The 301-nt window shown below is 37.2% G+C and carries 1 pseudogene; it reads right to left on the reverse strand.

What is annotated here, in order from left to right:
• Positions 1-301, reverse strand: a pseudogene (locus tag GNY06_RS13635) (hypothetical protein); the annotation flags it as partial.

Below are 301 nucleotides of genomic sequence, written 5' to 3' on the forward strand. Positions count from 1 at the left end.
TACTTGTCTTACAGATAGTGGACTAACCTTTCCTGTAGTATTTGTTTTAACTTCAAAGAAATCAAATTTCCCATCTTTACGCATACCTACAAGGTCTATTCCATGATTAGAGCCATTTTGAACAGCTACAACCTTTTTATACTTATTCGTATTCTCAAGTTGTTCTTTCGCCCAATTCTCACCCCAATCTCCAATTCTTTTTTGCTTACAATCCAACCCAAACGGGTCTATTTCAGTATTTGAGTCAAAAACGTATCCGTATATCGTAGGATTTCCACCTTGTAGCCCAATGGGATCCTGA

The organism is Elizabethkingia argenteiflava (genome assembly GCF_009904105.1).
GTDB lineage: Bacteria > Bacteroidota > Bacteroidia > Flavobacteriales > Weeksellaceae > Elizabethkingia > Elizabethkingia argenteiflava.